Annotated in this window: 17 protein-coding genes and 7 tRNA genes; 5 read left to right on the plus strand and 19 right to left on the minus strand. The window is 52.7% G+C overall.

Annotated features, from left to right (window positions below; all coding sequences use genetic code 11):
- Positions 1 to 135 precede the first annotated feature (135 nt).
- Positions 136 to 1,566, minus strand: coding sequence for a tRNA (N6-isopentenyl adenosine(37)-C2)-methylthiotransferase MiaB (gene miaB / locus OGV52_RS04675; RefSeq protein ID WP_016152245.1), 1,431 nt, complete (start codon positions 1,564 to 1,566; stop codon positions 136 to 138).
- Between the two features lie 145 nt (positions 1,567 to 1,711).
- On the opposite strand from miaB, the gene ubiF reads away from it, so the two are divergent.
- A complete protein-coding gene (ubiF, locus tag OGV52_RS04680) occupies positions 1,712 to 2,887 on the plus strand; it encodes a 3-demethoxyubiquinol 3-hydroxylase (RefSeq protein ID WP_287108154.1) in 1,176 nt (391 codons plus the stop codon).
- Positions 2,888 to 2,990: 103 nt separating this feature from the next.
- Here ubiF and OGV52_RS04685 read toward each other — a convergent pair.
- The 12 genes from OGV52_RS04685 to nagB all read right to left on the minus strand — a co-directional run bounded on the left by OGV52_RS04685 (position 2,991) and on the right by nagB (position 9,985).
- Positions 2,991 to 3,065: transfer RNA gene (locus OGV52_RS04685), tRNA-Gln, on the minus strand.
- A gap of 36 nt (positions 3,066 to 3,101) precedes the next feature.
- Positions 3,102 to 3,176, minus strand: a tRNA-Gln gene (locus tag OGV52_RS04690).
- A 43-nt stretch (positions 3,177 to 3,219) separates the two neighbouring features.
- Positions 3,220 to 3,296 (minus strand) — tRNA-Met (locus OGV52_RS04695).
- Positions 3,297 to 3,317: 21 nt separating this feature from the next.
- Positions 3,318 to 3,392, minus strand: a tRNA-Gln gene (locus OGV52_RS04700).
- 37 nt (positions 3,393 to 3,429) lie between these two features.
- Positions 3,430 to 3,504: transfer RNA gene (locus OGV52_RS04705), tRNA-Gln, on the minus strand.
- A 23-nt stretch (positions 3,505 to 3,527) separates the two neighbouring features.
- Positions 3,528 to 3,612, minus strand: a tRNA-Leu gene (locus OGV52_RS04710).
- Between the two features lie 8 nt (positions 3,613 to 3,620).
- Positions 3,621 to 3,697 (minus strand) — tRNA-Met (locus tag OGV52_RS04715).
- Positions 3,698 to 3,919: 222 nt separating this feature from the next.
- Positions 3,920 to 5,584 carry an asparagine synthase B gene (gene asnB / locus OGV52_RS04720; RefSeq protein WP_003835552.1) on the minus strand — a complete coding sequence of 555 codons (1,665 nt, stop codon included), beginning with the start codon at positions 5,582 to 5,584 and terminating at the stop codon, positions 3,920 to 3,922.
- 252 nt (positions 5,585 to 5,836) lie between these two features.
- The gene (gene nagD / locus OGV52_RS04725) at positions 5,837 to 6,589 is read right to left on the minus strand and encodes a ribonucleotide monophosphatase NagD (RefSeq protein ID WP_005121413.1); all 753 of its coding nucleotides are present in this window, start codon (positions 6,587 to 6,589) and stop codon (positions 5,837 to 5,839) included.
- Between the two features lie 157 nt (positions 6,590 to 6,746).
- A complete protein-coding gene (gene nagC, locus OGV52_RS04730; RefSeq protein ID WP_287108156.1) occupies positions 6,747 to 7,967 on the minus strand; it encodes a DNA-binding transcriptional regulator NagC in 1,221 nt (406 codons plus the stop codon).
- 8 nt (positions 7,968 to 7,975) lie between these two features.
- Positions 7,976 to 9,124 (minus strand): N-acetylglucosamine-6-phosphate deacetylase, encoded by a 1,149-nt coding sequence (nagA, locus tag OGV52_RS04735; protein WP_032931096.1) that lies wholly within the window; start codon positions 9,122 to 9,124, stop codon positions 7,976 to 7,978.
- A 60-nt stretch (positions 9,125 to 9,184) separates the two neighbouring features.
- Positions 9,185 to 9,985, minus strand: a complete 801-nt coding sequence (nagB, locus tag OGV52_RS04740; protein ID WP_003022803.1) for a glucosamine-6-phosphate deaminase — start codon at positions 9,983 to 9,985, stop codon at positions 9,185 to 9,187.
- 342 nt (positions 9,986 to 10,327) lie between these two features.
- On the opposite strand from nagB, the gene nagE reads away from it, so the two are divergent.
- Both nagE and glnS read left to right on the plus strand, forming a co-directional pair.
- A complete protein-coding gene (nagE, locus tag OGV52_RS04745; RefSeq protein ID WP_016152249.1) occupies positions 10,328 to 12,277 on the plus strand; it encodes a PTS N-acetyl glucosamine transporter subunit IIABC in 1,950 nt (649 codons plus the stop codon).
- Positions 12,278 to 12,464: 187 nt separating this feature from the next.
- Positions 12,465 to 14,132, plus strand: a complete 1,668-nt coding sequence (gene glnS / locus OGV52_RS04750; protein WP_016152250.1) for a glutamine--tRNA ligase — start codon at positions 12,465 to 12,467, stop codon at positions 14,130 to 14,132.
- A 58-nt stretch (positions 14,133 to 14,190) separates the two neighbouring features.
- Here the strand turns inward: glnS and OGV52_RS04755 are convergent, their stop codons facing one another.
- From OGV52_RS04755 to OGV52_RS04765, 3 genes are read right to left on the minus strand one after another with little or no spacing between them, the layout of a single operon-like run.
- Entirely contained in the window at positions 14,191 to 15,474 is a 1,284-nt protein-coding gene (locus OGV52_RS04755) for an ABC transporter substrate-binding protein (RefSeq protein WP_141874973.1), read from the minus strand.
- Positions 15,475 to 15,507: 33 nt separating this feature from the next.
- Positions 15,508 to 17,616 (minus strand): ADP-ribosylglycohydrolase family protein, encoded by a 2,109-nt coding sequence (locus tag OGV52_RS04760; protein ID WP_287108157.1) that lies wholly within the window; start codon positions 17,614 to 17,616, stop codon positions 15,508 to 15,510.
- A 34-nt stretch (positions 17,617 to 17,650) separates the two neighbouring features.
- Complete coding sequence (locus OGV52_RS04765; protein WP_287108158.1) at positions 17,651 to 18,652, minus strand: LacI family DNA-binding transcriptional regulator; 1,002 nt, start codon at positions 18,650 to 18,652, stop codon at positions 17,651 to 17,653.
- Between the two features lie 636 nt (positions 18,653 to 19,288).
- Between OGV52_RS04765 and chiP the strand changes: the two genes are divergently transcribed.
- Both chiP and OGV52_RS04775 read left to right on the plus strand, forming a co-directional pair.
- On the plus strand, positions 19,289 to 20,695 hold the full coding sequence (gene chiP, locus OGV52_RS04770) for a chitoporin ChiP (protein WP_016152254.1): 1,407 nt from the start codon (positions 19,289 to 19,291) through the stop codon (positions 20,693 to 20,695).
- A gap of 49 nt (positions 20,696 to 20,744) precedes the next feature.
- Entirely contained in the window at positions 20,745 to 21,077 is a 333-nt protein-coding gene (locus tag OGV52_RS04775) for a ChiQ/YbfN family lipoprotein (protein WP_016155980.1), read from the plus strand.
- A 51-nt stretch (positions 21,078 to 21,128) separates the two neighbouring features.
- On the opposite strand, the gene OGV52_RS04780 is transcribed toward OGV52_RS04775, so the two are convergent.
- The 3 genes from OGV52_RS04780 to tcuA are packed head-to-tail and all read right to left on the minus strand — an operon-like array spanning position 21,129 to position 25,007.
- Positions 21,129 to 22,424, minus strand: coding sequence for an MFS transporter (locus OGV52_RS04780; RefSeq protein WP_287108159.1), 1,296 nt, complete (start codon positions 22,422 to 22,424; stop codon positions 21,129 to 21,131).
- Positions 22,425 to 22,477: 53 nt separating this feature from the next.
- Positions 22,478 to 23,617 (minus strand): tricarballylate utilization 4Fe-4S protein TcuB, encoded by a 1,140-nt coding sequence (tcuB, locus tag OGV52_RS04785; protein ID WP_287108161.1) that lies wholly within the window; start codon positions 23,615 to 23,617, stop codon positions 22,478 to 22,480.
- Positions 23,604 to 25,007: an FAD-dependent tricarballylate dehydrogenase TcuA gene (gene tcuA / locus OGV52_RS04790; RefSeq protein WP_047415161.1), complete on the minus strand. Its 1,404-nt coding sequence runs from the start codon at positions 25,005 to 25,007 to the stop codon at positions 23,604 to 23,606. Before tcuA ends, tcuB begins: the two co-directional genes overlap by 14 nt.
- Positions 25,008 to 25,022 lie beyond the last annotated feature (15 nt).

The raw sequence follows: 25,022 nt of genomic DNA on the forward strand, positions 1-25,022 counted from the left end.
AATTATTCACGCCATGGGGGAAAGGCGCAAGCATTGCGATAAATATGGGGATGATGAGGTAGATTACAAGGCCCGCCGGGGCAGCGAGCCCAGAAGAGTAAGCCCGATAAGCGTAGCGCCATCGGGCATTGAAGATTAAGGCTGATAAATACCGACGCCCAGATCGTTTTCTTTGCGGGTACGCGCAATAACTGACTCAGGGGATTCAGCGATGCGCAGACCCATTTCGTCTTCGGTGCGCACCACTTTACCGCGCAGGGAGTTCGTCCAGACATCGGTAATTTCTACATCCACGAACTTACCGACCATCTCCGGGTTGCCTTCAAAGTTCACCACTCGGTTATTTTCGGTACGGCCAGACAGTTCCATGATGCTTTTACGCGATGTGCCTTCAACCAGAATGCGCTGGGTCGTGCCGACCATGCGACGGCTCCAGGCCATGGCTTGCTGGTTAATACGCTCCTGCAGAATATACAGGCGCTGTTTTTTCTCTTCTTCCGGCACGTCGTCAACCATATCGGCGGCAGGGGTGCCTGGACGCGCAGAGAAGATAAAGCTGTAGCTCATGTCAAAATTGACGTCTGCAATCAACTTCATGGTCTGCTCGAAATCCTGCGTGGTTTCGCCTGGGAAGCCAACGATGAAGTCGGAGCTAATCTGGATATCCGGACGCGCTGCACGCAGTTTGCGGATGATCGCTTTATATTCCAGCGCGGTATGGGTGCGTCCCATCAGGTTCAGTACGCGATCTGAACCGCTCTGTACCGGCAGGTGCAGGAAGCTCACCAGTTCTGGCGTGTCACGATACACTTCAATGATATCATCGGTGAATTCGATCGGATGGCTGGTGGTGAAGCGGATACGGTCAATGCCATCGATCGCCGCGACCAGCCGCAGCAGATCGGCAAAAGATCCGATCGTGCCGTCGTAGTTTTCACCGCGCCAGGCGTTCACGTTTTGTCCCAGCAGGTTCACTTCACGCACGCCTTGCGCCGCAAGCTGAGCGATTTCAAACAGGATATCGTCCGCCGGACGGCTCACTTCCTCACCGCGGGTGTATGGCACCACGCAGTAAGTACAATATTTATTACAACCTTCCATGATTGACACGAAAGCGCTTGGACCTTCAGCACGCGGTTCCGGTAGGCGGTCGAATTTTTCGATCTCCGGGAAACTGATATCAACCACCGGGCTACGGGTGGTACTTCCACGCACTTTGTTAATCATTTCCGGCAGACGATGCAGGGTTTGCGGCCCAAAAATAATATCGACATAGTGCGCGCGTTGGCGAATATGGTCGCCTTCCTGAGACGCAACACAGCCACCGACACCGATGATCAGCTTGGGGTTTTTCTCTTTTAACAGCTTCCAGCGGCCCAACTGATGGAAGACTTTTTCCTGAGCCTTCTCACGGATAGAGCAGGTATTCAGCAGCAGCACATCCGCTTCTTCGGCCACGTCGGTCAGTTGATACCCATGGGTGGCATCCAGCAGATCGGCCATCTTCGATGAATCGTATTCGTTCATCTGACAGCCCCAGGTTTTAATATGGAGTTTTTTGGTCATCGACTTGCTCTTGCGAAATTGTGGCTGAAATGCAGGGCGCATAGTGTACTGCTTTGGCGCGGTTGTGACCAGTATGACGGATGTCAGCCTCAAGGGGTAAAAAATCCTGTAAACTTACACAATACATGTAACAGGATAATTGACCATGACAAATCAACCAACGGAAATTGCCATTGTCGGCGGGGGGATGGTCGGCGGCGCGCTGGCGCTAGGACTGGCGCAGCATGGATTTACGGTAACGGTCATTGAGCATGCCGTTCCCGCGCCGTTTGTGGCTGACGGACAGCCTGATGTCAGAATTTCGGCCATCAGCTCCGCCTCCGTGTCGTTACTGAAAGGGCTGGGCGTCTGGGATACGGTTCAGGGGATGCGCAGCCATCCTTACCGTCGTCTGGAAACGTGGGAATGGGAAAATGCCCATGTGATGTTTGATGCCGCCGAGCTTAAGCTGCCCTTGCTGGGCTATATGGTGGAAAACACGGTCCTGCAACAGGCGCTCTGGCAGGCTCTGGACGTTCACCCCAAAGTCACGCTGCGCGTGCCTGCGTCGCTGCTCTCTCTGCATCAACATAACGATCGGCATGAGCTTGAGCTGGCTGGTGGCGAAAAAATCAGCGCGAAGCTGGTCATCGGCGCCGATGGCGCAAATTCTCAGGTGCGGAAAATGGCCGGGATTGGTATCCATGCCTGGCAGTATGCGCAGTCCTGTATGTTGATAACCGTACAATGCGAGAATTCGCCGGGAGACAGCACCTGGCAGCAATTCACCCCTGACGGTCCGCGCGCATTTTTACCGCTGTTTGATAACTGGGCCTCGCTGGTGTGGTACGACTCACCGGCGCGTATCCGTCAGTTGCAAGGTTTGAATATGTCGCAACTGCAGGCGGAGATCGCCAAACATTTCCCATCGCGACTCGGTAACGTTACGCCTGTGGCAGCGGGGGCATTCCCGCTAACGCGCCGTCACGCGCTGCAATATGTGCAGCCAGGACTGGCGCTGGTGGGGGACGCCGCGCATACCATTCATCCGCTGGCGGGGCAGGGCGTTAATTTGGGGTTCCGTGATGTGGATGCGCTGATTGACGTGCTGGTGAATGCGCGCAGCTACGGTGAGTCCTGGGCAAGTCAGCCGGTGCTGAAGCGCTATCAGAACCGTCGCATGACTGACAATTTCATCATGCAAAGCGGCATGGATCTGTTCTACGCAGGATTTAGCAACAACCTACAGCCGCTGCGTATCATGCGTAATCTTGGGCTAATGGCCGCAGAGCGCGCCGGTATGTTGAAACGCCAGGCACTCAAGTACGCGTTAGGATTGTAATTCAGGCAGGCCTACAGAGAACGTTGTAGGCCTGGTAAGCATAACGCCATCAGGTAATAAATGCAGGAAAGCAAAAAGCTCGCCGAAGCGAGCTTTTTTAATATGGCTGGGGTACGAGGATTCGAACCTCGGAATGCTGGTATCAGAAACCAGAGCCTTACCGCTTGGCGATACCCCAACGGGTGCATCCACAGAATGGACGGCTTTTTGAAATTGGCTGGGGTACGAGGATTCGAACCTCGGAATGCTGGTATCAGAAACCAGAGCCTTACCGCTTGGCGATACCCCAACAATTTTTTGGATTTACCGAACGAGTCGATACGTCCTTAATATGGTGGCTACGACGGGATTCGAACCTGTGACCCCATCATTATGAGTGATGTGCTCTAACCAGCTGAGCTACGTAGCCAGATATTATCATATTCTTCGATGGCTGGGGTACCTGGATTCGAACCAGGGAATGCCGGTATCAAAAACCGGTGCCTTACCGCTTGGCGATACCCCAATGACCGTTGCGGTGAACCGCTACATCGAAGAAAAAATGGCTGGGGTACCTGGATTCGAACCAGGGAATGCCGGTATCAAAAACCGGTGCCTTACCGCTTGGCGATACCCCATCCGTGCAACGCTTACGGGTGAATGGTGCGGGAGGCGAGACTTGAACTCGCACACCTTGCGGCGCCAGAACCTAAATCTGGTGCGTCTACCAATTTCGCCACTCCCGCAAAAAAGATGGTGGCTACGACGGGATTCGAACCTGTGACCCCATCATTATGAGTGATGTGCTCTAACCAGCTGAGCTACGTAGCCATCTTTTTTTCGCGTAACCTTATCGGCGTTGCGGGGCGCATTATGCGTATTGAGCCTTGAAGCGTCAACCCCTTTTTCATTGAAAATAGCTGGAATGTGACTGTTTGGTTAGGTTGCGAACAGCATGACGCAATATTCGGCAATTATTAGTTATTAATTGTTTTTTTGCACAGAAAATAGACATAAAAAAGAGCCCCGCAGGGCCCTTTTCTAAGGATTAACTTATTTATAAGCGGACTGATGTACGCCAACCGCACGACCAGAAGGATCGTTCATGGTTTTAAACGCCTCATCCCATTCGATTGCTTTGGCAGAAGAACAGGCAACAGACGGCCCGCCAGGCACACATTCCGCAGCGCTCGCAACCGGGAACAGCTCTTCGAAAATCTCACGGTACAAATACGCTTCTTTAGAAGATGGCGTATTGTAAGGGAAACGGAAGCTGGCGGTTTCCAGTTGTTGGTCAGAAACTTGCTCAGCGGCCACCTCTTTCAGGGTATCAATCCAGCTGTAACCGACACCATCGGAGAACTGCTCTTTCTGGCGCCATGCAACGCTTGCTGGCAGGTAGGATTCAAAACATTCACGCAGAACATGTTTTTCCATTTTGCCGTTGCCGCACATTTTGTCCTGCGGGTTGATGCGCATCGCCACATCAAGGAATTTCTTATCCAGGAAGGGCACGCGAGCTTCCACTCCCCAGGCCGACATAGCTTTGTTGGCACGGGCACAGTCGAACATATGCAGCGCCTGCAGCTTACGCACGGTCTCTTCGTGCAGCTCTTTTGCATCTGGTGCTTTGTGGAAATAGAGATAGCCGCCAAATACTTCGTCAGAACCTTCGCCCGACAGCACCATTTTAATGCCCATCGCTTTAATTTTACGCGACATTAAGTACATCGGGGTCGAGGCGCGAATCGTCGTAACATCGTAAGTTTCGATGTGATAAATCACGTCGCGGATAGCATCCAAACCTTCCTGCACGGTGAAGTGGATCTCATGGTGCACAGTACCCAGATGGTTCGCCACCTCTTGCGCGGCTTTCAGGTCCGGAGCGCCTTCCAGGCCTACGGCGAAGGAGTGCAACTGCGGCCACCAGGCTTCGCTACGCTCCTGATCTTCAACACGACGCGCGGCGTATTTTTTGGTGATTGCGGAAATGACGGATGAATCCAGACCGCCGGACAGCAATACACCATAAGGAACATCTGACATCAGGTGGCTTTTCACTGCATCTTCCAGTGCCTGACGCAACTCGTTTTTATCGGTAACGTTGTCTTTTACCGCATCGTATTCAAACCAGTCGCGCTGGTAGTACTGACGAATTTCGCCATCTTTACTCCATAAATAGCTACCGGCCGGGAATTCTTTGATCGTGCGACACACGGGAACCAGGGCTTTCATTTCAGACGCAACGTAGAAGTTACCGTGCTCGTCGTAACCCATATACAGCGGGATGATCCCGATATGATCGCGACCGATCAGATAAGCGTCCTGCTCGCTGTCGTACAGAGCAAAAGCAAACATGCCTTGCAGGTCATCCAGAAACTCTGGGCCTTTTTCCTGATACAGCGCAAGGATAACTTCGCAGTCGGAACCGGTCTGGAACTGATAGCGATCGCCGTATTCAGCGCGCAGCGCCTGATGGTTATAAATTTCACCGTTAACCGCCAGGATATGCGTTTTCTTCACGTTGTACAGCGGCTGAGCACCGGCGTTGACGTCGACGATGGACAGACGTTCGTGCGCCAGAATGGCGTTATCACTGGCGTAAATACCCGACCAGTCCGGGCCGCGATGGCGCATCAGACGAGACAATTCCAGGGCTTTTTTACGCAGTTCAACTGCGTCAGTTTTAATATCGAATACGCCAAAAATAGAACACATAACCTTCTCCGTTAACCTGTTGCGTGATGCTTTTTATGTTTGCTTGATAAAGAAAATGCCGCAAAGCTGGAGAGGGCGCAAGTGAATTACGGGTCAGAAAATAAAAAACGCAATGGTCATTGTGGATTGGTGAAAAAAGATTACAGAATAGACGGGTTTATTAATGAATCGATAATTTTATGGCGGTTTTATTAAATGGAAGGATTTCTTCTGGCCGGATATGACGCGGGGGCGTCTTATCCGGCTTACGCATCAAATCACATCAATTTCCGCAACGGACGGGTAAATCCAGCTTGGTCTGAACGGCATGCTGTCAATGTCGTCGAGCGTCGAAACGCCAGACAATACCAGGATGGTTTCGAGACCCGCCTGGAAGCCCGCCAGAATATCGGTACGCAGGTTGTCGCCAACGATAACGGTCTCTTCCGAATGCGCCTGCATTTTGTTGAGCGCCGCGCGAATAATCCACGGGCTGGGTTTGCCCACATAAAACGGCTTGCGGCCAGAGATTTTTTCGATACCGGCGCACAGCGCACCACAGGCGGGATAAAAGCCGCGTCCGTGAGTATCCGGGTTTGTGGCGATGAAACGCGCGCCGTTGGCCACAAAATATGCCGCTTTATGCATCATGTCCCAGTTATAGGATCGCGTCTCGCCAACAATCACAAAATCGGGGTTCACGTCAGTAATAGTAAACCCGGCTTTATACAGCTCGTGAATTAACGCACCTTCACCTACCACGTAAGCCTTTTTCCCTTCCTGGCGGCGAAGAAAATCAGCGGTAGCCATGGCGGAAGTATAAAAGACGCTATCAGGGACATTCACACCCGCGGTGGCGAAGCGGTTTGCCAAATCCTGTCCGGTCTGTGAAGGATAGTTAGTCAGCAAAACTAACGGCAGGCCTTTTTCCAGGATCCCAGTCAGAAATTCTGCCGCACCCGGTACGGCAACATTGTCGTGCATCAGCACGCCGTCGATATCACAAATTACATTCTTAATGGCCATGGACAATCCGACATCAAAAAAAGAAGGCATTACTATACACAAAATACACTAAATCATTCGAGTTGCATCAAGGCGGCACAAGTCTGAGAACCCCGGAAGCTTACTGAAGTAAGTGACTGAGGTGAGCAGATGCAGCTAACGCAGAGGCAGCTTGGTATTAGCTTTCCAGCAAACGTTGCAGCAATGTACCGTTGAGCATCGCACGCTTCACCAGCGCAAAGGCGCCAATGGCTGAGCGGTGATCCAGCGTGGAACGAACCACCGGTAAATTTTGGCGAAACGCTTTCAACGCCTGCGTGTTGATACAGCTTTCTATAGCAGGCAGCAGCACTTTATCAGCCTCGGTAATTTCGCCCGCAATGACGATTTTTTGTGGGTTAAACAGGTTGATGGCGATGGCGATGGTTTTACCCAGGTGACGACCAACGTGCTCAATGACTTCTGATGCCAGGTTATCGCCTTTATTAGCCGCCTTACAGATGGCTTTAATGCCGCAATCATCCAGCGTGAGTCGGCTTGGATAACCCTGTTTCAATAAATTCTGCACGCGGTGTTCAATAGAGGCATTGGCGGCAATTGTTTCCAGACAGCCGAAATTACCGCAGTGACAGCGCTCACCCAGCGGCTCTACCTGAATATGGCCAATCTCACCCACGTTGCCATTGCGACCAATAAAAATTCGGCCATTGGAGATGATTCCCGCCCCGGTTCCGCGGTGAACACGCACCAAAATGGAGTCTTCGCAATCCTGGCTTGCCCCGAAATAGTGCTCGGCCAGCGCCAGACTGCGAATATCGTGACCGACAAAGCAGGTGACCTTAAAGCGTTTTTCGAGTGCTTCGACCAGCCCCCAGTTTTCGACCTGAATGTGCGGCATATAGCGGATGACGCCGCTTTCAGGATCAACAAGGCCTGGCAGAATGACGGAAATCGCAACCAGCTCGCGGATTTTCCGCTGGCAGTTCTCAATAAAGGTGGCAATGGTGTTGAGCAGCGCATACTCGAGCGTTTCCTGGGTGCGCTCCGGGAGGGGATAATGCTCTTCAGCGACCACTTTACTGCTCATATCATAGAGCGTGAGCGTAGTATCGTGGCGGCCCAGGCGTACGCCAATCGCGTGGAAATTGCGGGTTTCGGTGACGATAGAGATAGCGCGGCGGCCCCCGGTGGAGGCCTGCTGGTCGACTTCTTTGATCAGCCCGCGTTCAATCAATTGACGCGTAATTTTCGTTACGCTGGCGGGGGCAAGCTGGCTTTGCTCGGCAATTTGAATTCGCGAGATTGGCCCATGCTGGTCAATCAGGCGATAAACCGCCGCGCTGTTAAGCTGTTTTACGAGATCAACATTACCTATTTGAGCTTGTCCGCCTGGTGTCATTCTTTCTCTTACTCAGTAACGACCTCGTTGCCATTAACGATGGTCTTGATAATTTTAAAATCGTGCGTGAACGCAGTCAGGTTGGCTACTTTGCCTGGCGCGATGCTGCCGAGTTGTTTGTCGACGCCAATGGCGCGAGCAGGGTAGAGCGTTGCCATACGTAAGACTTCGTCGAGAGCGATATTCGCATGTTCGACCAGATTGCGTACGCCTTCAATCATGGTTAATGATGAGCCGCTCAGTGTACCGTTCTCATCAACGCACAATCCATTACGGTAGTATATTGTTTTGCCAGCGAAAATGAACTGTTCAATGTTTGCACCTGCTGGTGCGGTTGCGTCGGTGACCAGGCACAGCTTGTCGCCTTTCAGGCGTTTGGCATTACGAATGTTAACGTAATCAACGTGGAGGCCATCGGCGATGATACCGCAGTAGATATCGGCTTCATCAAGAATAGCGCCCGCCAGACCAGGTTCGCGACCGGTAATGTACGGCATCGCGTTGAACAGATGCGTCGCAAAGGTGATGCCTGCGCGGAACCCGATTTTTGCTTCTTTTACCGTTGCATTTGAGTGACCCGCAGAAACCACAATACCCGCATTCACCAGTTTGGTAATGACCTCTACCGGGACCATTTCTGGCGCCAGCGTTACTTTGGTGATCACATCGGCATTATTGCACAGGAAATCAACCAGCGCAGCGTCCGGTTGACGGACAAATCCCGGATTATGGGTGCCTTTTTTCACCAGATTCAGCCACGGGCCTTCCAGATGAAGTCCTAGTGCCTGATTCGGGTGTTTCGCCAGGTATTCACGCATGACGCGAACGCCTTGTTTCATCAGGTCATCGCTGGTGGTGATAAGCGTTGGCAGGTAGCTGGTGCAGCCAGATTTTTCATTGGCTTTCTGCATGATTTCCAGCGTTTCAACGGTCACGGCTTCTGCCGTATCGTTAAATTGTACGCCGCCGCAGCCGTTTAGCTGTACATCGATAAAACCGGGGGAAACAATGGCCCCATTCAGTGAGCGCTGTTCAATTCCTGACGGTAACTCAGCCAGTGGGCAAACGCTGTCAATCAGGCCATTGGCGACAACAATCGCATGGTCATCAAGAATTTCGTGACCGGTAAAAATCCGGCCCTGGGTTAAAGCATACATTCCGACCCCCGATTTCAAAAAATGCCGCCCTGCAACTTATCGACAGGGCGGAGACATCAATTACAGACCTTTAATATTTTCCGCTTCTAACTCGTTAAAGTATTTCAGCGTCTTCACTTTCAGTTCCATGGTGGAAGGCTCATCGCAGACCACAACGGCTTTCGGATGCAGCTGCAGACAGCTGATGGTCCACATATGGTTAACGTTGCCTTCAACGGCGGCTTGCAGCGCCTGCGCTTTCTGGTGGCCCAGTACCAGGATCATCACTTCTTCGGCATCCAGCAGGGTGCCCACGCCAACGGTCAGCGCATATTTAGGCACCTGGCTTACGTCGCCGTCAAAGAAGCGTGAGTTCGCAACACGCGTGTCGTGAGTCAGCGTTTTGATGCGGGTACGGGAAGCCAAAGAAGAGGCTGGTTCGTTGAACGCGATGTGACCATCGTTGCCTACGCCGCCCATAAACAGGTGGATTTTACCGTAAGAACGGATTTTTTCTTCATACTGACGGCATTCTGCATCAATATCCGGTGCGTTACCATTGAGGAGGTTGATGTTTTCTGCTGGAATATCAACGTGATCAAAGAAGTTGCGATGCATGAAGCTATGGTAGCTTTCCGGATGCTCTTTCGGCAGGCCAACATATTCGTCCATATTGAACGTTACAACATGCTTGAAGCTTACCTGGCCCGCTTTGTGCATTTCAACCAATGCTTTGTAGGCTGTCAGCGGAGTACCGCCAGTCGGCAGGCCCAAAACGAACGGACGATCAGCCGTTGGTTTGAACGCGTTAATACGGTTAACGATATGGCGAGCAGCCCATTTGCCGACTTGTTCAGCGGTATTCAGGGGGATCAGTCTCATTCTTCACCTCAAAAGTAAATGTAAGCAATTGGCGGATTGAGTCTCTGTGCAGTATTAAGCGTAACCTGGTTTTGCATCGGTAAGGATCAATCCGTTTCGATTTTTTGAATGATAAAATAAGTTTTCGTAGTTAGCCAGTGGAAGGGAGGGTTAATAACGATATTTGGTGACTGGAATCACAAAAAACACGCATTTAATTTGCGATACGAATTAAATTTTCACACACTCTGAATGTAGATGAATGGTTAATATTGTTGTTCCAGAATCTTGCTGTCAGGAATGGTCGCACAATAAAAATATGGCTTCAAAGAAGCCTAATCGGGGTCTCGTAGGGGGAATAAAATGAATATTTTAGGTTTTTTCCAGCGGCTGGGTAGGGCGTTACAGCTCCCCATCGCTGTGCTGCCAGTCGCGGCACTGCTGCTGCGATTCGGCCAACCAGATTTACTTAACGTACCCTTCATCGCGCAAGCGGGTGGGGCCATCTTTGATAACCTGGCGTTAATTTTCGCTATCGGTGTGGCTTCCAGTTGGTCAAAAGACAGCGCGGGTGCTGCAGCGCTGGCGGGTGCGGTTGGTTATTTCATATTGACCAAAGCAATGGTTACCATTAACCCGGCCATCAACATGGGCGTGCTGGCAGGTATCATCACTGGTCTGGTCGGCGGTGCGGTATATAACCGTTGGTCTGGTATCAAACTACCTGACTTCCTGAGCTTCTTTGGCGGCAAACGCTTCGTGCCGATCGCCACTGGCTTCTTCTGTCTGGTGCTGGCTGCTATCTTCGGCTACGTGTGGCCGCCGGTGCAGAACGCCATCCATGCGGGAGGTGAGTGGATCGTAGGCGCTGGCGCGCTGGGTTCCGGTATCTTTGGTTTCATCAACCGTCTGCTGATCCCAACCGGTCTGCATCAGGTGCTGAACACCATCGCCTGGTTCCAGATTGGTGAATTCACTAACGCTGCAGGTACCGTATTCCACGGTGACATCAACCGCTTCTACGCGGGTGACGGCACTGCGGGTATGTTCATGTCTGGCTTCTTCCCGATCATGATGTTTGGTCTGCCGGGTGCGGCGCTGGCAATGTACTTCGCCGCTCCGAAAGCACGTCGTCCGATGGTTGGCGGTATGCTGCTGTCCGTTGCGATCACCGCGTTCCTGACCGGTGTTACCGAGCCGCTGGAATTCCTGTTCATGTTCCTGGCGCCATTGCTGTACCTCCTGCACGCACTGTTAACGGGTATCAGCCTGTTCGTTGCAACACTGCTGGGGATCCACGCGGGCTTCTCCTTCTCCGCAGGTGCTATCGACTACGTGTTGATGTACAACCTGCCGGCGGCGAGTCAGAACGTCTGGATGCTGGTCGTGATGGGCCTGGTGTTCTTCGTCATTTACTTTGTGTTGTTCAGCGCGGTTATTCGTATGTTTAACCTGAAAACGCCGGGCCGTGAAGATAAAGAAGACGATATCGTTACTGAAGAAGCGAACAGCAACACTGAAGAAGGTCTGGCTCAACTGGCAACCAACTACATTGCAGCAGTTGGCGGTACCGATAACCTGAAAGCGATTGATGCCTGTATCACTCGTCTGCGTCTGACCGTTGCCGACTCCGGTCGCGTAAATGATGCGATGTGTAAACGTTTAGGCGCATCTGGAGTGGTTAAGCTGAACAAGCAAACTATCCAGGTCATCGTGGGTGCGAAGGCCGAATCTATCGGCGACGAAATGAAGAAAGTAGTTGCGCGTGGCCCGGTGGCTGCAGCGTCTGGTGAAAGTGCGCCAGCAGCAGCGGCTCCGGTTGCTAAACCGCAAGCTGTAGCGAACGCTGTAACCGTTGAAACTTTAGTTTCTCCGATTACCGGTGACGTGGTTGCGCTGGAGCAGGTACCTGATGAAGCCTTCGCCAGCAAAGCTGTAGGCGACGGTGTGGCGGTGAAGCCAACGGATAAAATCGTGGTTGCTCCGGCTGCCGGTACCATCGTGAAAATCTTCAACACTAACCATGCGTTCTGTCTGGAAACCGTTAAAGGCGCGGAAATCGTGGTCCACATGGGTATCGATACAGTAGCGCTGGAAGGTAAAGGCTTTAAGCGTCTGGTTGAAGAAGGTGCGGAAGTGACTGCAGGTCAACCGATTCTGGAAATGGATCTGGAGTTCCTGAACGCCAACGCACGTTCCATGATTAGCCCGGTTGTGTGCAGCAACAGCGATGATTTCGGTGCTCTGGTCATTAAAGCCGAAGGTCATGTGGTTGCTGGTCAAACACCACTGTATGAGATTAAAGGTAAATAACTGCTCCTGAGTAAAGTGAGTTAAGTGCCTTAAGCGGCGGGGGATATTCCTCCGCCGCTTTTTTTTGCAGCAAATATCCACATATATCCTGTTGAAACACCTTTTTTGTGCAACAAATAGTTGTCTCCTGACGTCGCTTATAAGATCATGTTCCGTTATACGTTGTTTACGCTTTGAGGAATCCACGATGAGTGAGGCTGAAGCCCGCCCGAGTAACTTTATTCGTCAGATCATCGATGAAGATCTGGCCAGTGGTAAGCACACCACTATCCATACACGTTTTCCGCCGGAGCCAAATGGCTATCTGCACATTGGCCACGCGAAATCCATTTGTCTGAACTTTGGCATTGCGCAAGATTACCAGGGCCAGTGCAACCTGCGTTTTGATGATACGAACCCGGTTAAAGAAGATATCGAGTACGTTGAGTCGATTAAAAACGACGTTGAATGGTTAGGTTTCCACTGGACTGGCGATATTCGCTACTCTTCGGATTACTTCGATCAGCTTCACGCCTATGCGGTTGAACTTATTAATAAAGGCCTGGCGTACGTTGATGAACTGTCAGCGGAGGAGATCCGCGAATACCGCGGCACCCTGACGCAGCCGGGTAAAAACAGCCCGTTCCGCGATCGTAGCGTCGAAGAGAACCTGGCTCTGTTCGAAAAAATGCGTACCGGTGGTTTTGAAGAAGGTAAAGCCTGCCTGCGCGCGAAAATCGATATGGCTTCGCCGTTTATCGTGATGCGCGATCCGGTGCTGTACCGTATTAAGTTCGCCGAACACCACCAGACCGGCAACAAGTGGTGCATCTACCCGATGTACGATTTTACCCACTGCATCAGCGATGCGCTGGAAGGCATTACGCATTCACTGTGTACGCTGGAGTTCCAGGATAACCGTCGTTTGTACGACTGGGTGCTGGACAACATCACCATTCCGGTTCACCCGCGCCAGTACGAATTCTCGCGCCTGAATCTGGAATACACCGTGATGTCCAAACGCAAGCTGAACCTGCTGGTGACCGACAAGCACGTTGAAGGCTGGGACGATCCGCGTATGCCGACGATTTCTGGCCTGCGTCGTCGTGGTTATACTGCTGCCGCTATTCGTGAGTTCTGCAAACGCATTGGCGTGACCAAGCAGGATAACACCATTGAGATCGCTTCTCTGGAGTCCTGCATTCGCGAAGATCTGAACGAAAACGCCCCGCGCGCGATGGCAGTTATCGATCCGGTGAAACTGGTTATCGAAAACTACCCGCAGGGCGAAAGTGAGTTGGTTACCATGCCTAACCATCCGAACAAACCGGAAATGGGCAGCCGTGAAGTGCCGTTTAGCGGTGAAATTTGGATCGATCGCGCAGACTTCCGCGAAGAAGCGAACAAGCAGTACAAGCGTCTGGTGATGGGCAAAGAAGTACGTCTGCGTAATGCTTACGTGATCAAGGCTGAACGTGTAGAGAAAGATGCAGAAGGGAATATCACCACCATTTTCTGCACCTACGATGCTGACACCCTGAGCAAAGATCCGGCTGATGGCCGTAAAGTAAAAGGTGTTATTCACTGGGTGAGCGCGTCCCATGCGCTGCCGATTGAAATCCGTTTGTACGATCGTCTGTTTAGCGTGCCAAACCCAGGTGCGGCGGAAGACTTCCTGTCCGTTATCAACCCGGAATCGCTGGTCATTAAGCAGGGCTACGGTGAGCCGTCACTGCAGGCTGCGATTGCAGGTAAAGCGTTCCAGTTTGAGCGTGAAGGCTACTTCTGCCTGGACAGCCGCTATGCAACGGCTGACAAGCTGGTATTTAACCGCACTGTAGGTCTGCGTGATACGTGGGCTAAAGTCGGCGAGTAATTCCTGCCACACTGCCTCAAACGCCGCCAACGCGACGTTTGAGGCGGATTTTTCTGTTTTACTTATGCTGCATTAACGCCTGAACCCGCTGCTGGCTGCGTTCCAGCACCACCGATGTCTCCTGCTTACCCACCGTCGCCTGATTGACCATTTCACTGAGGATCATGGAGCCGGTAATATCCCCCATCCGCGTAAAGTTCTTCTCGCCGACCGATCCAAAGACCTGCATATTCGGGTACTGGGCAATCAGCTGTTCAGGGAGAGTTCCAAAGACTTTGACGGCAGGGTTGTCCTTCCAACTGACGTTTTGCGCGGCGGCCTTCGTCACCGGCAGCATCGCCCCCGGCGACATCAATACCCAGTCAGCCGCGTTCTGCGCCTGTCCCATAAAGCTGACAAATTTTTCGGCGGCTTTCGTTTCTGCCTCAGTCTGACCGGCTGTGAGCGTTAATGATGTGATAACGCCAAATACGGCAGGTGATTTTTCGCTCGGCACGACAAAGCCTAAATCCGCCAGTGAACCATCCTGATAAATCGCTGGCAGGATGTAGGTCGAATAGACCGCCATCGGCGCGGTGCCGTTCATAAAGGCGTCTTTGATCTCTGTTACGTTGTTCGAGCCGGGCATGGTATAGCGGGCCAGTTCGCGATAATAGTTCAGCGAGGCCTGCATTTCCGCTGAGTTAACCGTGATGTCGCCGTTTGCGTTGAACACATTGGCACCGTTTGAAAGTGCGAACTGAGAGAAGGTTTGTTCGCTCATGACGCTTTCAGCCGTCGGCAGCGCGATGCCATATTTTTTACTGGCGCTGTCGGTCAGCCTGCGTGCCGCTTCCAGCAGTTGCGTCCAGTTTTTGGGTTCGTTGATTCCCGCTTTAGCCAGTACCGATTTCCGATACCAGACTCCCTGTAGCCAGGCGCTGATCGGCACCCCGGTATAGGCCGTTCCGTCTTCGGTGCGAACAATGCGCAGCACGCCGTCGTAGAAGGCGCTTTCACCTTGCTTGTCGATCAGCGTTTTCACCGCTTTGTGGTCGATAAGCTGCTCTTTATCCATGACTTTGGCATAGTCATGGCTGACCTCGACGACCTCCGGCAGTGATCCTGAGCGGGCAAGGGTAATGATTTTGGTATTATAGGCATCCTCTTCGACGGGAACCTGCTTCACAATAATATCCGGATTCTCTTGCTGAAAGCGGTTGATGATCCCGGCAATGACGGTCTGGCGCTCCTGCTCAACGGCGGAGTGCATAAATTCGATGGTCACCTGCTGCGGTTTATCCTCACAGCCTGAAAGCAACACGGCGGTTATCAGCGCCAGCATTGTTTTTGGTATGTTCATTTTTAATCCCTTGTTGTCGTCCATTTCCGTTAATTAACAACTGGCGCTGATATGGATAGCGTCCGTCGACAGCGCACCTGCACAAATCAGTAAACCGATCCCGCCATCCATCAAGGCTTCGCGTTCAGCGTCCTCCACGTGCAGCGTTTTACCGTCAACGGTCGCGGAGATAATCTGCCCGTTGACGCTGATATCGAACGACACAGGGCGCTCGTACACGTCGGACAAAGCCGCTTCTGCCAGAACTTTGGTGCTGGTGTCGCGCACGCGGACGATCTGTAATTTTCCGTCGCGCAGGATGCGTGCGGCGTAATAGCGCCTCATCCCCTGCACCCGAAAAGCCAGACCGCCGTACTCCCCTGAATGCAGCGTAATGTCACTCTGAACGCGGTAGTTATCCCACTGCCGCGTTCCGTGAATAATCAATCCCTCGTCGTACTCTTTGGAGATGCGAAAGCTGGTGGGATAGTGGCGTGAAAAGAGATCCACGCCGTTTACCCAGGCCCGCCACCAGAAATTATTTTCCCCTGTGGGTTTACGCAGGGTCAGCTCAGGTGTGCCATCCCAGCGCATACTGTCGATGAGCAGGCGACCGCGGGCAACGCGGGCATCTGTGCTGATTGTTACGCCAATCTCGCCGATCGGTTGGCCCTGGCAGTCCGGGAGATCCAACGCCAGCGTTAGCGATTCACCCGGGGCTATGCTCTGCGCGTCGCCGTACTGGGGCGTCAGCTGATTGTTGTCATCATAAACCCGGTAGCAGAGCCGCACGTTTAACGCGGATGTGTTATCCGGTGGCGCAATCAGGGTGGCCTGAAGACGCTGACCTGGGTAGATAAGTGGGGTAGCCATTAAATCGTAGCTGCGCATTTCCACGATTTCAGGCGGGGTAAAGGTTTGCGTGGTCACGCTGGCGTGAAGTCCGGGCGCAAGATGGCGATAGTGCAGACTCAACATCTGCCGCCCCAGGTGCGCCTCATTCTTAACTTCAACCGCGGCCGCATTTTCTTCATTAAGCCAGCGGAAACCCTGCACGCTGCCCGGTAGTGAGAAATGGTACTGCGCGCCGGATTTTTTGGCTTCAGGGCGCGGCAGACCGGCAATCTGGTGTCCCAGCCCGACCAGGAAATCGGTGATCCGCACGGCGTTGTTTATGGAGAACCCTCCGTCGGCTGAGGAGATCAGCATTCTGTCCGCCAGCGGCCCGCGCCAGTCCGGGCCTGCGTCAATACCCTGGAGTCCCAGCATAATGCCGGACAGACAGCCGACATTCCCCGCATTGCAGTCAGTGTCCCATCCTGACGTATTGACAATGCACTGGGCCTGCTGGAAGTCGTCCGGCGCGTAAAGGATCGCCATAATCATCAGCGCATGATTAGGGATGATGTGGCAATTGCTGGGATATTTGTGATAGCCATAGTTGTCGTCGATTCGCTGGCGGGTCGTCTGCCAGTCGTTATCTTCCCGTCGCCAGCGACGGATATCGCCAACCAGCTGGGCTATTTGCGACTCTGCCGGGATCACGGATAATCCGACGTCAATAAGCTGTTCGATCTCCTGGCAGATAAAGGCCTGTGATTCCATCGCCGCCCAGAGCATAGCGGCATACACCGCTTCACCGTCATGGCTCACGCTGGCGGCGTTTTTGGCAAGTTCTGCCGCCAGACGGGGTTGTCCCGGTGCGACAAGCGCCCAGCTATCAATAAAGATTTGTGCGCCAATCTGTTCGGCAATCGTTTTCCCGTTGGTCGCAATGGCTCCGCTTAGCGGAGCCGGAATGCCTTTTTTGAGATTCAGCCAGGCGGTGTGTTCCGTCGAATTACCGTTGCCGCCCCACCAGAGGATGGTGCGCTTATCAATGATGTAATTAAGCCAGCAGTGCCCCATCTGTTCCGCGCTCAGAGCCGGCGGCAGGGCATAATCTTCCAGTGCGCGGATAAAGGTAAAGGTTCCGGCGACATCATCGTCGGTGACAACCAGCGGACGGTTAAATTTTTCGTGGACGTAATACTGGATCGGCCCCAGCTCCTGCATAATTTTTTCGTAGGTCCACCCTTCGAAAGGGCGGCCAAGGTAGACGCCGATTAATTTCCCTAACACCCCTGCATAAACGCGCGACTCATAATCTGAAGGCAATTCCATCTGTTTGATCCTTGTGTGGTGTTTTATCAGCCGTTCAGGCGGATTCTCTTTTTACCAGGCCCCAGGGCATTTCTGTGGTACTGCCCTGGAGCGGTACGGTGATATCGGTTTGCGCCAGGAGGAGGGCGGCCGCTTTTTGCCCAAGCTGCTCCGGGTACTGGGCGATAGTGGTCAGGGAAGGGGTCACCAGCCCGGCGGCGGGAATATCATCGAACCCCATCACCGCAAGCTGCTCCGGGATCGTGATGCCTTTCTCCCTTGCGGCACGCATCACGCCGATAGCCATTAAATCGTTGGCGGCGAAAATCGCATCCGGGAGCGTACCGTCATTAATCAGCTGCATCGCGATCTGATAGCCGCTCTGTTCGTTAAAACCTGGCAGAATTTTGATGCGCGGAAGGCGGCCGGCCTGGGTCATCGCCTGGCGATATCCTTCCACTCTGGCAGGCTCAGGACCGCCAGCGCTGGCGATCATCGTGATATTTCGGTGCCCCTGTGCCAGCAGATATTCGACGGCACTGCGCGCGGCAGCGGCGTTGTCGATATAAACATTATGCAGCGGTAGCGGGCCGTTTTTTTTCATTCTGGCTTCAATACGTGCAATCGGGATCCCTGCCTGAAGATACGGGGCAAAATCTTTCATCCCGACGTTAAAAAATGTCCCCACCACGGCGTCGACCCGCCCCTGCGCTGACCAGCGCAAAAAATGCAGCTCTCTTTCCCGTAATCCATCGGTGCTGGCCACGATCGCATCGTAGTGATACCTATCCGTCACCGACTGAACGCCACGGACGAGCGAGGCATAAAAAGGGTTGGCGATATCCGGCACGATGCAGGCGATCGACATGGTTTTATTGGTTTTCAGCGCTTGTGCAAAACGGTTCGGTATATATCCCAGCTGATTAGCCGCTTGCTCAACCCGGCTCACTGTCTCGTGTGGATAGGTGTGATTTCCTTTGGTGAGTACCACGGATACCACCGCCTGTGAAACGCCAGCCAGGGCAGCAACGTCTTTCTGCGTGATGCGTTTTGTCATTTATTTATCAACTTATACGTATAACCTGCATCTTTGAATAATGGGACACCCGGTAGCTGTCAATAAAAACCTTATAAAGTGAGTGTATTTGTGTGGAAAATCCGAGGACGGTCACATCAACGACGGAGAGTGAATTCAGGAGCTCGAACGTTCTGTTTGCAGAGCGAATTAATGACGTTCGAGAATTAATTTGTTTTGCGAATGCAAAGACAATTATTAGGGGTGGAATTATATATATAATAATAAAATTGAAGATATCTATATGTATATAAAGTATTTTTTCTTGTTTTTGTGAATTTTTTTACTCCCAAAGCAAAATGTAACAGAAAACAAGAAAATATGTGCGGTTGCTCATACTATTACATACTCGTTACAGAAAGAGATTGATAATTCGCGTCGCGAAAAATAGTCTATTCATTGTAGTCACTGAGGTTTTCTCAGCGCTACTTTTTTAATTTTTGTTTTTTCGCTGTCCGCTTTTGTCGGCAGCATTTTATACCCAATGGATTTCGAGTTGCATCAAGGCGGAGACGCAGCGCGTGCGCTGTCCCCGAAGGGGCGAGGCCAAAGGCCGAGTAAAGCCAACACCGATGCAGCTTGAAAAACGAAGGGTTATACGTCAAAGAGGATTAACATATGCGTACGTTTAGTGGCAAACGTAGTACGCTGGCGCTGGCTATCGCCGGTATCACAGCAATGTCGGGTTTCGTTGTCGCTCCCCAGGTACACGCCGAAGGGTTTATTGATGACTCAACCTTAACCGGCGGCATCTATTACTGGCAGCGTGAGCGTGACCGTAAAGATGTGACCGATCACGACAAATACAAAACCAACCTTTCTCACTCCACCTGGAACGCTAACCTCGACTTCCAGTCCGGTTATGCGGCTGATATGTTTGGTATTGATATCGCAGCATTTACCGCTATTGAAATGAACGAAAGTAGCGAAAGCGGCCATCCAAACGAAATTGCATTCTCGTCAAAAAATAAAGGCTATGATGAAGATTACTCCGGCGATAAGAGCGGAATTAGCCTTTATAAAGCAGCAGCCAAATTTAAATTCGGCCCAACCTGGGCGCGCGCTGGTTACATTCAACCAACCGGACAGACTCTGTTGGCTCCGCACTGGAGCTTTATGCCAGGTACCTATCAGGGTGCTGAAGCCGGAGCCAACTTCGACTATGGTGATGCTGGTGCACTGAGCTTCTCCTATATGTGGGCCAACGAATATAAAGCACCATGGCACACTGAAGTCGATAAATTCTATCAGGCTGATAAAAAGACCAGCGTAGATTATCTGCACTCAATCGGCGCGAAATATGACTTCAAAAATAACCTGTTGCTGGAAGCCGCATTTGGTCAGTCTGAAGGCTACGTCGATCAGTACTTCGCAAAAGCCAGCTATAAATTCGATTTAGGCGGTAACCCGTTTACCACCAGCTACCAATTCTACGGCGCGCGCGACAAAGTTGACGATCGCACCGTGAACGATATTTATGATGGTACGGCTTGGCTGCAGGCGCTGACCTTTGGCTACAAAGTGGCGGAAGTGGTTGACCTGCGTCTGGAAGGGACCTGGGTTAAAGCGGACGGGCAGCAGGGGTACTTCCTGCAGCGTATGACCCCGACCTACGCCTCATCAAACGGTCGCCTGGATATCTGGTGGGATAACCGTTCCGACTTCAACGCCAACGGCGAAAAGGCTGTCTTCTTCGGCGCAATGTATGACCTGAAGAACTGGAATTTGCCGGGCTGGGCAGTGGGCGCGTCCTACGTTTACGCATGGGATGCCAAGCCATCAACCTGGCAGATCAATCCGGATGCGTATTACGACAAAAACCGGACTATCGAAGAATCTTCTTACAGCCTGGATGCGGTCTATACCCTGCAAGAGGGGCGTGCGAAGGGCACCATGTTTAAACTGCACTTCACCCAGTACGACAACCATTCAGACATTCCGAGCTGGGGCGGTGGTTACGGCAACATCTTCCAGGATGAGCGTGACGTGAAATTCATCGTTATTGCTCCGTTCACCATCTTCTAATGCCAACAGCGGCAGGCCGGGCGCCTGCCGCATCGTTGAGGAAAGTGCTATGAAAAAACTGATACTCATCGCTGTTATGGCATCCGGGCTGGTGGCTTGCGCGCAATCCCCGGCACCAAAAGAAGACAGCCGTCTGAAAGAAGCCTACAGCGCGTGCATTACTACCGCGCAAGGATCGCCGGAGAAAATCGAAGCCTGCCAAAGCGTGTTGAATGTGCTGAAGAAAGAAAAGCAGCATCAGCAGTTTGCCAATGAAGAAAGCGTACGCGTACTGGATTATCAGCAGTGCATCCAGGCTACGCGCACGGGTAATGGTCAGTCCGTTAATGCTGATTGCGACAAGGTCTGGCAGGAAATTCGTAGCAAGAATACTGCGCAGTAAATCGAAAAATGAAACAGACAACGGGCGGAGAGTTTTCCGCCCGTTTGCATTTCAGGGTTTATATTCCACCGGTTGATAACTCCGACTCAGCCGGACAAACAGCATTGCCGTGGCGGCGAGCCCGCAAAGTGCCGCACACATCAGCCACCACCCCGGTGAGCTTTTATCCCCGGTTAGCTGGACCAGCGCTGTGGAGATGACTGGCGTAAGGCCGCCAAAAATCGCCGTGGCAAGACTGAATGCCAGTGAAAAGCCCACCGTACGCACATAGACAGGCATCACCTCGGTGAGTGCGGCGACCATTGCCCCGTTGTACATACCAAAAAAGAACGAGAACCAAAGCAGGACCAGCGTCATGCGCGTGAAATCTGGCGCGGCGGTGAGCCAGTGCATAACCGGCCAGGTGGTGATCAGTGCAAGGATGGTAATCCCCATCAACACCGGACGACGACCAATTCGGTCAGAAATCGCCCCGCCAATCGGCAGCCAGATAAAATTAGAAATACCGACCAGCATGGTGACGATCAGGCTGTCGCGAGCGCTCAGGTGAAGTACAGCCCTACCGTAGGTCGGTGTGTAGACGGTAATAAAGTAGAACGTCGTTGTGGTCATCGCCACCAGCAGCGTACCCGCAGCGATGAGACGCCAGTTTTTGATGATGGTAGTAAAAATTTCCCTGGTGTCGGGACGGTGCGTACGTTGTAAAAAGGCGTCTGTTTCCTGAAGCGAGCGGCGGAGCACGAAGATCAAAGGAATAATCATGCAACCAATAAAGAATGGAATACGCCAGCCCCATTCAGAGATCTCATCGTGTCCCAGGGTGGCGTTCAGGCCGTAACCAATCAGAGCTGCCACCACAATGGCGACCTGTTGACTGGCGGACTGCCAGCTGGTGTAGAAGCCTTTATTGCCAGGGGTGGCGATTTCAGAAAGATAAACCGAGACGCCGCCCAGCTCCACCCCTGCAGAAAAGCCCTGTAATAATCGGCCGAGTAATACCAGGACAGGGGCCAGCAGACCAATACTGTGATAACCAGGTACCAGGGCAATCAGCAGGGTACCGCAGCCCATAATCGCCAGCGTCACCATCAGTCCTTTACGGCGACCAATTCTGTCGATGTAAGCACCCAGCACTATTGCGCCAACAGGCCGCATTAAGAAACCTGAACCAAACACGGCGAAAGTTAACATTAGCCCGGCAAATTCACTCTCTGCAGGAAAGAAGGTCTTTGCGATATAGGTGGCGTAAAAACCGAACAGAAAAAAGTCAAACTGTTCGAGGAAATTACCGCTGGTTACCCGCAGTATTGCGCCGAAAGTTCCGGTGCGCGATGGTTGTTGTGTCATTGGGTTTGCTCCACTGTCTTATCATAATATTTATAGAGGTAAGAGTTTGCGGGTTAGTCGCCTGCGACCCCCGCCTGTTTGCCGCGCCGTTTCTCAATCGCCCACTTGAGTAAGGCTGCGCAGCGGTAAAATCCGTGGGCAAATTTTCCATAAGGAATGGTCAGAAAGAGCGCCATGACCACGCCGAGGTGAATGGCGAGCAAAATAGCCATCCAGGAGGTGTCTCTTCCCGCCAGCAGCGCTAAACCGGTCAGACTGGTCAGGAGCAGCAGCAAAATAAAACCGCGATCCATCGGTTTTTGCCGAGCGTCGCCATGCAGCGGTGAGCGCTTAAAATTGAGCCATAGCAAGCCAGCCGGGCCGACAACCAGGCCAATGCCGCCCAACGTGCCCAGCATTACCGGAACGCTGAAGAACGGATAGGGCGCTTCTATACCTGCAAAGTAGTGATAGCCCGTTGCCACCACGGTGGCGGCAAAGCAGAGCATAAAACCGTAGAAGGTGAAGTGATGGAAACGGCGGCGCATCAGGGTGAAGGCATCATCTGCTTCGTTACAACCTTTGCCATGCCCACCATCGAGATACTTCAGCGTCAGCGCATTGTGCGAGGCTTCAGCAATTTCAGCGGAACGCGGTACACCCGGAGAGATTTCGTGCCAGAAGCGCAGAACACCCGCCATCAGCAGACCTATCGCCAGAATAAATACCGAACCAAACATCCATGCGAGCAGGTTATGCGGGAAAATCTGATAAAAATCCCCGGCCAGCGGAGGATGGAATAACGAGCCCTTTAAACTCATGGTGAGGAGTAAAAACAGGATCAGACCGAAAACCAGTGCCAGCGTCACGGTGACGCCTGCGCGACGATAAAGCGCGCCAAAGGCGGCGGGTTGCGCGTAGTGCTGATAGGTTTCGAGCCGCACTTCCGCCATCGCCTTCGGTACGTTGATGGCAAATTCATGAGGTGGGGCATACTGACACGCGTGCAGGCAGGCGCCGCAGTTATGGCACAAGTTAGCCAGATAATTGATATCCGCTTTACCGAATTCCAGGCGCTGAGTCATTGCCGGGAACACGGCGCAAAAACCTTCACAATAGCGGCAGGCGTTACAGACCTGCATCACACGTTCAACTTCTGCTTCCGGCTCGGTGATAATTTGTGCTTCGATGATCAGTTTCTCAAGCTGCTTCATGACGTGCCTCCTTACGTGCTGCCAGCGCGGCTTCTTTTCCGGCAATGCGGCCAAAGGTTGTCCCGATCGACATGCCCACGCCAGCGGTGTAACCCTTGCCCAACACGTTGCCCGCCATCATCTCTCCGGCGACGAACAGGTTGCGGCTTGGCTGCCCGGCAAAGTGTACGGCAGCGCGTTCGTTCACTTTTAACCCAAGATAGGTGAAGGTGATTCCTGGCCGCAGGGCATAGCCGTAGTAAGGTGGCTGGTCCAGCGGTCGCGCCCAGTGTGTTTTCGCGGGGGTTAACTTCTTCGTCGCGCAGTTGTCCAGGATGGTATGGTCGAACTGACCTGGCTGGCAGGCGTTGTTGTACGCCGTCACGGTGTGGGTAAAGCGTTCGGTATCCAGCCCCAACTGATGCGCCAACTCCGCCAGCGTATTCGCCTGTGCGCCGGGGAATACCGGTGGCATAAAGTGGCCGATGGCTTTACTGTCGATAATGGAATAGCCAATCTGCCCTGGCTGTTGGGCGACCAGGCGTCCCCAGATGGCGTAGCGTTTGGGCCAGAAATCTTCGCCTTCATCATAAAAACGTTCTGCGTCACGGTTGACTACTATGCCGAGTGAAACGCAGTCCACGCGGGTGCAAATCCCGCCGTCATATAATGGCGCTCTGGCATCAATGGCTACGCAGTGTGACTGGGAGGGTTCGCCGATGATGTCCGCCCCGGCATCCATCATAAATTTAAGCAGTACGCCCTGATTAAAGCGCGTGCCGCGAATCAGGAAGTTATCCGCAGGCCACTCGCCGCGGGCGTTCTCTCCCCAGGCTTCGCGCAGCCATTCGCGGTTTGACTCAAATCCGCCAGCGGCAAGCACGCAGGACTTAGCGGTTATGCGCTCTTCGCCTGCCAGCGCTGCCACAAACTCACCATTATGCAGTTCAAGCGCCTGCACTGGTGTGTTATAGCGGATTTGCACGCCTAACTTTTCTGCGCTGCGATAATAGGCATTCACGAGGGCTTTCCCGCCCCCCATAAAAAAGGCGTTGGTTCGCGCTACGTGTAAAGCACCGGAGAGAGGAGGTTGAAAATTAACGCCGTGTTGGCGCATCCAGTCGCGGCATTGTGAAGAGGTGCGGATCACCAGACGCGCCAGGGCTTCGTTAGTATTTCCCTCGGTGACGCGCCGCAAATCCTGCCAGAACTCCTCTTCAGGATAGCTTTCCACCAGCACATCCTGCGGCGCGTCATGCATACAGCGCAGATTACGTGTGTGTTGAGAATTTCCCCCGCGCCATTCCCGTGGAGCCGCTTCGAGCAGGAGTACCGAAGCTCCTTGCTCCCGGGCGGTTAGGGCAGCACATAACGCGGCATTGCCACCGCCAATCACCAGAACATCAACCATCGTATACTCCATTAC

Source organism: Citrobacter sp. Cb041 (assembly GCF_030336655.1).
Classification (GTDB): Bacteria; Pseudomonadota; Gammaproteobacteria; order Enterobacterales; family Enterobacteriaceae; genus Citrobacter; species Citrobacter braakii.